The following is an 11,492-nucleotide window of genomic DNA, read 5'->3' as shown; positions in this document are numbered from 1 at the left end:
CCCTTGCCTTTTCTTACTATTAATGATGATTGTTCGGTTTCAATGAGCAGATCACCGCAGTTCAGATTAGCCATTTCTGTTACTCTCAAACCTGTAAATAAACCAAGCTCAACCATGAAGCAATTCCTTACTGCTATGAAATTCTTATGCTTTTGCATTAATTCCCGGCAAGTATCCATGAGTTTTCTCACTTCTTCTGTTTTCAGGTACTTACTTTCATCTAATATCCATGTAAATGTCATTTTGTTTGTTCATCATTCATAGGAAAGGTGAACTGCTATAATAAGAATGAAATAGATGTATTTAAGTCTTCCGACGCTGGTTTTAAGAGTGGAATTCTGGGAATGAGAAATAGAAGAAAAACGGAGAAAAAATTTAGCAAGCTGTAAAATCAAGGAGATTTAGAAGAATAGATTTGCCGACGGGAAATAAGCCAGATAGGAATTAGAGGATGAGATGAAAAAGTTCATACTTCCTATGTAAAGTGAACTTTTTAAAATACTATTCTAGAAAATCAATCTCTTTGGCGAGATTCTCCCACTCTGGAATGAAAGCGTGCATCAGGCTCTTGAACAGCTTGCCGTGATTAGGCACTTTTATATGTAAAAGTTCATGAACAATCACATAATCGGCAAATTTTTTATGTTTGCTTAACAATTCTGCATTAAAGGTTAATCTTCTATTATTTGATAACGAAGCCCATTTGTTTTTCATCTGCCTTAAATGAATTTCTTTCGGCTCAACATCTATTTTTTCAGCCCATACAATAACAGTAGACTTAAAATTATTTATATCTTGTAACATTGTTTCAGCCATTTTGTTTTCTCCCAACCTTCAAAAGCTTTTCAACAAGTTCAACAGCTTTCTCCTTTTCAGTTTCTTTAAGGATTAACTTATATAATTGTGTAGTAAGTCCCCTTGCTTCCTCGCTGTTCACTCTCCAGTTTGGATATTTCTCAAAAACCTCATTAACTTTCGTTGCAACAACATCAGGCTTGTTTAAGCCATTTCTCTTGAACAGCCAGTAAACCGTGAAAGTATTAACATCAAAATCTTTCTCTACCTGTTCTTTCTTTGCCTGGTTTATTTCGTTGATTATCTCTTCCAGCTTTCGAAGGGCATCAAGTGTTGTGATTCTCCTGTCATCATATAATTCGATTACTGCCTGTGCCTTTTCCCCTATCGGAATAAGGAAAGGTTGTTCATCTTCATTCTCATCAATAAACTTAACTATGCTCTTTCTCAGATTGATAACCTTTACATTGTTAGACTTTTCATCGTCCTTTAGTGCCTTGAGTGTCCTGTCATTTATCTCATAGATTTTCACTGATGAAATAATCTCCTTTGATGTGACATGCTGTCTTACCAATTCAGAGGTTTTCCTCATCAATTCCTTATCAAGAATTATCCTTTTTGAAAAAGCATTCTGGATTATGCTGTAAAGGTATGAAATCTTGAGGTAATCATTAAGATAATCCCTAAGGAATTTATCGGGTGAGATAATCTCATAAAGCATTTCCAACTGCTTAAAGAAATTATAGAAATCCTCTCTCTTGTTCTTGTTGCTGAAATACTCTATCGCCTTTTCAACATCCTTGTCATCCATTTTGCCTTTTGCAAGTTCAAGATAGGGCTTTGCTTTTTCCTTCATAAGTTTTTCAAAACTATCTTTGAGAACATCAATATTTTTGATAACACTACCGACAACATCAGAATCAAAAGCCAATGCCTTCTCAAGCCTTTCAAATATTCCAATAAAATCAAGAACAAAGCCGGAAGGTTTCTTTAATCCCTCTTTATCTTCGTAAGGTCTGTTTACTCTTGCAATTGCCTGCAAAAGGGTATGATCCTTCATCGGCTTGTCAAGATACATGCAGTAAAGGATAGGTGCATCATAGCCAGTAAGCAGTTTATCAGTAACTATCAGTATCTTTGGAAGCTTTTCCTTCTTTGGAAATTTCTTCCCCTTCAAATCCTTCTCATCACTTTCCTTGAGATAATATTGTTTCAATTGAGCAGAATCATTATGAGCCTGACTGTAAACAACAACCGAATATTCTGCCGGCAAAAGTTTATCCAATTCCTTCTTGTATAAGGCACATGCCTCCCTGTCAACACCGACAAGAAAAGCCTTGTATCCCATAGGCTCGACATTTTCCTTGTAATGCTTCGCGATAAACTCAGCCACTTTCTTAACTCTGTCTTTTGATTTCAGGAAATTCTTAAGGCTTACAGCTCTTTCAAGCAGCTTGTTCAGCTCGTCGATATCACTAACACCTTCCTTGTCCATCATTGCAAAGAATTCCTTTTCAAGTATTTCCTTTGGAACTCTTATCTCACTTGGCGCGAGAGCATAATGCAAGGGGACAGTTGTGCCATCTTCTATTGATTCTGCAATAGAGTATTTATCAAGATAGCCCTTTTCATCATCCTTGCCAAAAATTTTGAAAGTGCCCTTGCCATACAGAATCCTATCAACAGGTGTGCCTGTAAAACCGAAATAAGTTGCATTAGGTAATGCAGACATAAGGTAATTGCCCAAATCGCTGTTTGTTGTCCTGTGAGCTTCATCAACAAGAACAAAAACATTATCCCTTGTGTTAATATTCTTCGGCATTCCTTCGAATTTGTGAATCATTGAAACAATTAAGCCGCGATAATCAGAAGAAAGCAAATCCTGCAAGTCTTTCTTTGAGTCAGCTATTTTCATGCTTTCATCAAGCTTAAAGCCGTACGCATCGAGATTCCTAAAGAGCTGACTTTCCAATTCATTTCTGTCAACGAGCATAATAACAGTAGGCTTTTCAAATTCAGGCTGCTGCAATATTTTCTCGGCAGCCACAATCATAGTAAAGGTTTTTCCTGAGCCCTGAGCGTGCCATATCAAACCTGTTTTCTTTTTCTCATCCAGAGCCCTCTTAATTATTTTTTCTACTGCGCGAGTCTGATGCTGTCTCAGGATTATCTTTGAAAGGACATCATCTTTCTTAAAGAAAATAATATAATCTCTGATGAACTGGAATATTCTTTCCCTTTCAAAAAAAGATTTTACCTTTTTCTCGAAATTGCCTTTTTCAACATCCTTCCAGTTGAAGAGCCCTTTTCTGTCAAGATTCCATGTTACTCCATAATAAAAATCAAGCAGATGGGTAACATCAAAAATCTGATTGGAAGTCATCATTTCAGGAGTTTCTGAGTGATACCTTCTTATCTGACCAATGCCTTCTGCAATGCCTTCCCGCTTGTCTGCTCCCTTTGTTTCTGCAATTATGATTGGGATGCCGTTTATCAGGAATATTACATCCCCGCGATTTGTGAATTTCCCATTCGTGTATTGCCATTCATCTGTAACATGAAAATCATTATTTTCCAGCTCTTCAAAATCAATAAACTTTATATTCAATTCCCGTTTGTCCTTGTCAGAATAAACTGATTTCTCGCCTTTAAGGTATTGCAGGATTTCCTGATTGCCTTCTATTGAATTCTTTACGTTCTCGAGCTTTTTTATAATTTCATTGGCTTTCTCATTATTGACAATGCCTTTATTCAGCTTTATCAGTTGCTCCTTGAGAATACCATAAAAAAATAAACCTGCCTCTCCGCCCCTCAAGGCAACAGCCTCATCTCTACTTATAGTAGTCCAGCCTATCTGCGAGGCATATTTTATCAATGGATCCTGAACAATTTTTCTTTCTGACATCTTAATTAACCTCGATATCCATATTTTTAACCCTTACCTTGCCTGTCATGAGTTGGTTAAGCATGGTTTTGAAAAGGGATTGAAGGGCTTGTCTTCTGGCTTCTGCTTGAGAGATTTTTTTATCTATATTTGAGAGAATGTTGGCGATTTCTTTTTGTTCATTAATATCTTTCGGTTTAGCTATTTTAATTTGCCTAACCAATCCCAGATTTAATCCGCTCCTGTCTTTATCACCTGTGATATTACGAAGTTTATTATAAATATAAGACAGGAAGTAATGTAAATAAAAAGAATCTATCTTCTCTATATCCGGAATCATTCCTGCAACTGACTGACTACACGAACACTCTACCATTAAAATTGAAGTTGTTCCCCGCGTCTTGCCTCTTCCAGATAACGCTATAACTATCGTTCCTTTCGGCATTGGTTTTGCATTAGAATTTATTAATCCTAGTTCTGTAATTCTATTTTTAACTTCATAAATCAGTCCCCCGCTAATATCACCTGATTTCATCCACCTTATAGTTCCACCTTCATAGTATTCTTTAACTTCTGTTCTAGGCGTTCCTCCTGTAACAACTTCACAACAATCCTGAATTTTTACAACTCCCCAACTCTTTGGTATCAACCCAATCTCAGTTTCCTTCTGCTCCTCGCCATGCAAGCCCTCGGTAAAAAGCTTATTCATCAGAGATTTCTTAAGCTCTTTTGTTATCTGAATTATCTTATCCTGCTGTTCAATGGCTTGCTGGACTTTTGAAAGTACTGAGGCTATTTTTTGTTGTTCTGATTTTTGTAAAGGGTAAGCGATTACCTTTTCTTTTAAATATTTATAATGTCTATTGTAGCCCTTGCTTTCAATAGATAATCCGCTTAAATAATAAAATAGATATTTGGGATGTAGAAAATCTTTGGGCTGGATTAATTTTGTACCATCAGCACCAACAGAAAACGGAAAATCTACAAATTTAAAAATTCTGGTATGATCTCCAAAAACAATAACTGGCAAACTTCCAGAATATAATTTACCTTTATCATCTGTATAGCCCGCTATAAATTCAGCGCCCTGATCAATAATCGAATATTTTCCAGCCTTGTTATACTTTCCTCGGGGAATTTTTATATCTCGGGATATGCTCTCTTTATCAACACAATCCTTAAACTCTTTAACATCCCAATCGCTCGGAATCAGCCCTATCTCAGTTTCTTTAAAATTTGTTGTTTGTTTCATTAAATAGTTTTCCATTTTTGAAAAATTTCAAATCTGAGATCCTTTCTTTGGCAAATTCAATGTATACACCCATTTTATAGTTTAATTTAAATTTATCTGTATAAGCTGCGAGTTTTTTAAAATCAAACTGTTTATAAGTTTCTCCAGCTCCTCGCTTTTGTTCCGCGTATTCTCTCTTTTTTAGTTCAATAACAAGATGGTTGCTATCATTGTCTCCACGCTTATGGACAACTATATCAGGATATACAGTTATGGCTCTTTCATCGTCTGATTCAACCTTTTCAGAATTTAACTCAAGAATTTTCTTAACATATCCCTTTGGATTATATTTATCCGTCATACGATTATACTCACAATCAACATCATAATCCGAAAACGCTTTTTGTAAATATTCAGCTAATTTATAAGAAATTGTTCTTTCATTTAAATCTTTTTCCAAAAGAAATTTTTCCTCATCTATGAATTTTTTAATAGACTTTACGAAAATTTCTCCATCAGCCCAATCGTTAGGGATTAATCCAATTTCAGTTTCCTTGAATTCGTTTTCTGTTATTGATTTATCTTTCATTCTTATCCCAAAAACCCCTTATAGCCAATTTTCTTCATAATTGAATTCAGTTCTTTGTCTGTTTTGGTTTTATCTTCTTCAAGCTCAGCAAGCTCAACAAGAATCTCCTCAACATCACGATATTCTTCTTCCTTATTGTTGCCAACATATGTTGAAGGACTGAGATTGTATTCGTTTTTCACAGCCTCTTCATTTGTGATTACTTTTGTGAACTTGTCTATGCTCTTCCAGTCATGGAAAGCCTTTGCTATCTTCTTGATTTTGTCATCAGGAATAAAATTCTTTGGCCTTCCTTTCTCGAATTCAAGAGAGGCGTTGATTAATATTATCTTGCCTCTTCTCTCTTTTGGCTTGTTTTTGTTTATTATCAAAATAATGCCTGGTCCAGTAGCGTTATAGAATAGATTTTCAGGCAATAACAAAACAGCTTCAATCCAGTCATTATCAACAAACTTCTGTCTTATATCCTTCTCGCGATTGCTTCCCTGATTTCCTGAACCTCTCGTAACAGAGCCAGTATCGAGGACAATTGCAGCCTTGCCATTATCATTCAAAGATGCAAGCATATGTTGAACCCAGCCCCAGTCAGCAGAGCTTGCAGGCGGATATCCATTCTCAAAGCGATTAAATGTATCAGCCTCATAAAATTCTTCTGTATAGCCATCCTGATTCCACATCGGATTGGCAACAACCAAATCAAATGTTTTCAGCTTGCTCGCCTTGAGAAGTTTTGGATTCCTTAAAGTGTCTCCTATCATGATATCACCTTCCATATCATGAATAATCATGTTCATTTTAGCCATTGCATAAGTAATGGGATTCTGTTCCTGCCCGTACAATCTTAACGGCTTTGTAATCTTTTTCTTTTTCTCTTTAAGAGCAAGTTGTGATTTGGCAAGCAGGCCTCCTGAACCGCAGGCAGGGTCATAAACCTCTTGTCCTTGCTCAGGATCAAGAATATATGCAATTATCCAGCCAACCTCTTTTGGAGTGTAGAATTCACCTGCGGTCTGCCCCTGTCCTTCTGCAAATTTTCTAAGCAGATATTCGTAGGCCCTTCCAAGAATGTCAGGCTCTGCATCATTTAATCCTATCCTGTGCCTGCTGATAATCTCTATAAGTGAGCTTAACTTCCCATCATCAATAATCCTTTCTCCACTCACAGTTGCATTGAAATCAACAATATCAATAACACCCTGCAATTTGGGATTTTGTTTGGCAATTACCCGAGTGGCATCAGTCAACTTTTCCCCGATTTTTGTTGTCTGTTTCCTTATCTCAGGCCATGTTGCCCCTTTGGGAATGAAAAATCTTACAAGGTTGTGGTCTTTTGAGGCAATCTCCAAGGCTGTTTTCTCATCATCAAACTCCTCAGCAAGCCTTTTGACTTCATCCTCAAAAACATCAGAAAGTCTTTTTACAAAGATTAATGGTAATATGTAATCCTTAAATTTAGGTGCGTCAACTGCCCCTCTAATACTGCAAGCAGCATTCCAAAGCCATGTTTCAAGTGTTTTTATGTCTAGCATAAATTATCCTATCTGTTTTTGCTTTAATAATTTTTCTTTTATTTTTTCTTCTTCACTTCAAATGCTTTTATATAAGCATCATTAATATCTTTAGGAAGCCCTGTCGGTAATGCCTTATTAATACATGCTAAAATTTTATCCGGAGGCGCCTGTAAACTGACTACATCTAAATCCAGAGAAATCATTGAAGGCACAAGTCTCTTTAGGCTTTCTACAAGGGTTCTTAACTCTTCTTTAGAATATTTCCCTAATGTTTTATTCTTCATCCTGAGGGCACTGAGCTCAGGAGGTTCTTTATCTGTTTTCATTAATTTATATGTAGTCTCTAAGAGTTCCTTGATTGGCCCTCTTTTAACTTTTCTTTTCTTAACATCCTCAATCCATTTTGACGTATCCTTTACTGTATAGCACTTATCCAATAAATCTTTAAAATCTAAAAAGCAGATTTGTTGAGGAGCTGCGATTAATACTAAAGTTGCTAAGTCTTTTGCTCTGATTAAAGTGACTTTATTCTTTTTCGCTTCTTGGGATACAGCGCAATTTTGATCCTCGCCACCTGCAAAATCAATGGAGACTACGACTGCGTAATCAGCTTTATAATTATCGCGATGACGGACAGCCGCGGAAATGCGTGCCGTCCCGGCCTGTATTCTTTCTTTTTTAGTACTTTTGGCGTCATAAACCAAAGAATAATCTTCTCGTTTTCCACCGCTGATCCTAACTCCTAATATAGCTCTAGCAACGCCATCAGGTTTTCCCTTACCTCCAAGAGGTGTTGTTTCAAATCCTAAACTGCGGAAAGCAGAAAAAACTGCATCTTCTAAAGCACCTGAATCGGATAAAGATGCTTGAATCATTTGAGAAACAAGAGGAGCATTGGGCTTTTCGTTAAATGTCAAGTCACGAAGCAACTGATCTCTTCGCTCCATTATTTCACGTACTTGATCCTGTTTAATGCCGATTTCAATAAGTGATGCTTCGGTAAGAATTTCTGTAATTGCCATTAACTGAAAAGGTAGAAGTGAATTAACATCTTCGCTAAAGTTAGCAAAAAATGGATGAATCAGATTAATTCTCACCTTACCCGTGCTCAAATCTAGTTTAGCAACCGGAGCGGAGGGAGAAATAACTTCCCAAGAAACCTCTTTGATAATACCTTTTGGGCTAGTTAAATCTTCTTCCAGCTGTTTTTCGAATTCTTCTTGCTGTTTTTTTGATAAATTATTCGGGATATCTGTTAAGAATAGATTATCAATTTCTCCTGCAAAAAACTTTTTGGCAGTAATAAGTAACGGCCTTCTGGCTAAACTTGAAGGAGTCCTAGATACTTTATAGGCGGCATCAGATTTCTTTTCTTCTTGCTTAAGAATATTAAAATAATACTCCCTGACTTCGTCGAACTTCCTTTGAATATATCTTTTTAAATCCTTAAATGGCTCTGAATCCTTAATGGATTCTCTGGGGGAAGTAATGTAAGAATCTAGCTCGTCAGCATGAACAATAATTCTAACTCTATTAAAAACACCATGTGTCATTGCTGACATTCCAATTAATGGATCGTCCAAATTGATAAGACGCTCTCTAACTATTAAAAAGATACCATGACTTCTACCCCATTCTTCTGATTTTCCCTTCAATAAAGAGTCTCTGTAAAGTTCCACATAGCCATGTATATTCTTAATATTGGGCAAATTGACACAGGGGATACCTTTAGTTTTTCCTGAAGAATATTCCTTAAATTTTTTTACGATAGAGTCATTCTTTCCAATAATCCAAGTTTTTGATGGTTTTACATCTATTTTGCTAGATTCTAATTTTTCCCCATTATAGAAAAGATTAAACTTCGGACTCAAGGGCAAGGCCGTTCGCAATATCCATTGAAGACGCCCTTCTTGAATATCTGCAGCCTTGGCCCTAAGATTAGACATAATCGCAAATGTCCATGATTTTTCTGCTTGCTTCCCCCACAAATTAAAGCCAACCAAATTTCTACCCTGCTCTTCTATCAGTGGATCTAATACTTGTTTAGCTTCCTGCTCAGAAAGCTCCCTTTCATCAAGAATAATGTCAGTTGATTTCATCCCATCTGTTGAACTTGAATCCAATTTAGTGAAATCCATTGTCACTGCACGATATTTGTCATTTGTCTTACAAATGTAAGTTAACTTATTTGCCAAAACATATGTAGCCAGCTTGCCTATACCAAATTGTCCGATGGGGAGTCTATCTTTTGGGTCATAATTGGACAAACGTTTATTGGTTTCTCCTATCATCCACAGCCACTTTAATCCATCACTATTCATGCTTTCCCCGTTATCACACACCCACAGCATGGTATTCTGCAGAGTCTTGTCACGAGGCACATAGACTGCAACTTTAGTAGCAAAAGCGTCGTAGGAATTAGAAACAAGCTCTTCGAAAGCTTTATTGGGGCTAGAATATAAGCCAGCAGAAAAAAGTTCAATTATTCGGTAACTTAAACTAACAGAAATTTCACCAGTCTTATGACCGACTGTTTCTATATTAGGATTTTGCATTTTTCTTCCTCCACACCTTACCTTTAGGCTTCCTGGCAAAAATTAAGTATTCATATTGATAAATTTTTCTCTTTCCCCCATGGTCAGCATCAGTAAATTTACCTGATTTGTCCCTGTAAGGAGTGAATATTTTTGAAGACAACTTTCTTTTAATAACTTTCTTGAATTCGAACCCTATATTCTTCAGTAACTCAATTGTCACTTCCGCATTAGGTATCTTAATTTTCCCATATTCTGTATCTCCCATTATAATGCAGACATACTTGTCTTTTTTAAGAACGCGGTACATCTCTCCATAACAACGCGAAAGATCATAATAATAATTACTTACATGTTTTGCTAGCTTCTTGTTAGTTTTACTTAGTTTTTCTATTGTTTCTTCTGCTAATGTACTATTAATATTCCTTTTTGCCCTTTGTCTTGAAGAAGTTCCCACAAAATCTTTCTTAATATCTTTGATATCATCTGCGAAATTAAACCATAATATTGAGAGCTGATGTAACTCAGCATATTCGTAGGAAGTAACGTAAGGCGGAGAAGTAACAATTAAATCGACATATCCATCTGGTAAATTTATTTTTCTAGCATCACCCTTCTTCATGTCGCAGGAAACATTTTCAACTTTCTTTACTTGCAACAGCTCAACATATTCTTTATTCCTCCGAGTCATGTAATCAAGGTGTTTAGTGAATGCAAAAACCGGTTCGGCTATCTTTTTAGAATAATCCCTCATGGGTTTAATACTCCTTGAATACCAAATGGAGCATTTTTTTAGTATGTTTGAAAAACAGCAATTGTAAAACAACTTTGTCCTGTTGTTAGGTTCTTTCTGAATGCAGTCGTAAATGATCTTTAGCTTATTAAATTCCTTAGGCTTAAACCAATATTGCAACCGCTTGTTTGCATTCTTAAAGTAATTAGTAGTGTCGTTTTTGTTAGCGATTCTTTCCAATAACAACGTATTTCTTTCATCCAGAAATTGGGGTGCTATTCCAATTGTTTTTGCCTTAGCTATAAGAACAGCAACCTCATTAACATCTAATCCGATACTTTCACGCCCACTGAGTTTTGACTCTACTAATGTTGTCCCACATCCTCCGAAACTATCGAGAACAATATCTCCAGGATTAGAATACCTGATGATTATTTTTCTGACTAGTTGAGGAATAAACTTGGCGGGATAACGATGATAACCATGTGTTGCATAAAGTGTTTCCTTTCTATTAACGTCAGCAAATGACCAATTTTTCTCTGCCTTTATAAAACTTAAATTCACCATTTTTTTATTCTGCCCTAGGACTATCAATCTAAGACTGCCTTTATTTTAAATTACTCCCTCGGTTCTTAATAAATCTTTCTCTAATCATCATCAGACAAATCAGTCCTAAATTCAGTATATACAGGATAATGATCTGAAACTTTCTTGATAAAAGCAGAATCTGTTACGTTATATTCAGCATCCCATCTGAATGCTCCTGAATTGCCTGTATATTCGACATTTGCAGTCGTATCTCTTGCCATCATTCTATCATAGGTGTTATCGGCAGTTCCGACTGTTGTATCTACTGTATTCCCAATCATCTGTGCCCATTCCGGGAATATTACAGCCAGTTTGTTCTCATTAAAGTAAGAACCGTCTGCATTCATATCGCCGACAACTATAACATCTTTTTCAGAAGAGCCATCATAGATTTTATTTATTTCTATTTTCAGGTGTGTTAATTCTGCCTCTACATCTTCAGGCTTGATGTGATTATCAACTATCGTAAAATCAAAATTCCCACTCTTAAAAGAAGCAATAAACGGCTCTCTTTCAAAAACATCGTCAGGGTCTTCTGCAACATAACTGCTATTTGGAATAAGATTTATTGTTTTTGTGTTATAGACAAAGGCATACTGCTCTTTGCTCGTGCTTCTGCCTAACCTT

Annotated in this window: 9 protein-coding genes; all 9 read right to left on the bottom strand. The window is 36.2% G+C overall.

The window, feature by feature from the left end; genetic code table 11:
- Nucleotides 1-242, bottom strand: a 242-nt coding sequence (locus KKC91_04100) for a tyrosine-type recombinase/integrase (protein MBU0477732.1), incomplete at its 3' end; no start/stop codon positions are given.
- 259 nt (nucleotides 243-501) lie between these two features.
- Entirely contained in the window at nucleotides 502-816 is a 315-nt protein-coding gene (locus KKC91_04095; GenBank protein MBU0477731.1) for a M48 family metallopeptidase, read from the bottom strand.
- A complete protein-coding gene (locus tag KKC91_04090) occupies nucleotides 809-3,700 on the bottom strand; it encodes an HsdR family type I site-specific deoxyribonuclease (GenBank protein MBU0477730.1) in 2,892 nt (963 codons plus the stop codon). The genes KKC91_04095 and KKC91_04090 overlap by 8 nt, the downstream gene beginning before the upstream one ends.
- Nucleotide 3,701: 1 nt before the next feature.
- Nucleotides 3,702-4,931 (bottom strand): restriction endonuclease subunit S, encoded by a 1,230-nt coding sequence (locus KKC91_04085; protein MBU0477729.1) that lies wholly within the window; start codon nucleotides 4,929-4,931, stop codon nucleotides 3,702-3,704.
- On the bottom strand, nucleotides 4,909-5,499 hold the full coding sequence (locus KKC91_04080; GenBank protein ID MBU0477728.1) for a hypothetical protein: 591 nt from the start codon (nucleotides 5,497-5,499) through the stop codon (nucleotides 4,909-4,911). The genes KKC91_04085 and KKC91_04080 overlap by 23 nt, the downstream gene beginning before the upstream one ends.
- Before the next feature lie 2 nt (nucleotides 5,500-5,501).
- Nucleotides 5,502-7,028, bottom strand: coding sequence for a type I restriction-modification system subunit M (locus KKC91_04075; protein MBU0477727.1), 1,527 nt, complete (start codon nucleotides 7,026-7,028; stop codon nucleotides 5,502-5,504).
- A 38-nt stretch (nucleotides 7,029-7,066) separates the two neighbouring features.
- Nucleotides 7,067-9,565: an ATP-binding protein gene (locus tag KKC91_04070; GenBank protein MBU0477726.1), complete on the bottom strand. Its 2,499-nt coding sequence runs from the start codon at nucleotides 9,563-9,565 to the stop codon at nucleotides 7,067-7,069.
- Nucleotides 9,552-10,844, bottom strand: a complete 1,293-nt coding sequence (locus tag KKC91_04065) for a site-specific DNA-methyltransferase (GenBank protein ID MBU0477725.1) — start codon at nucleotides 10,842-10,844, stop codon at nucleotides 9,552-9,554. Before KKC91_04065 ends, KKC91_04070 begins: the two co-directional genes overlap by 14 nt.
- Before the next feature lie 80 nt (nucleotides 10,845-10,924).
- On the bottom strand, nucleotides 10,925-11,492 hold a 568-nt coding region (locus KKC91_04060; protein MBU0477724.1), incomplete at its 5' end, for an endonuclease.

The organism is bacterium, from assembly GCA_018812485.1.
GTDB lineage: Bacteria > JAHJDO01 > JAHJDO01 > JAHJDO01 > JAHJDO01 > JAHJDO01.
Note: the sequence above shows the minus strand (reverse complement) of the source record. Positions and strands in the feature narration are given on the sequence as shown.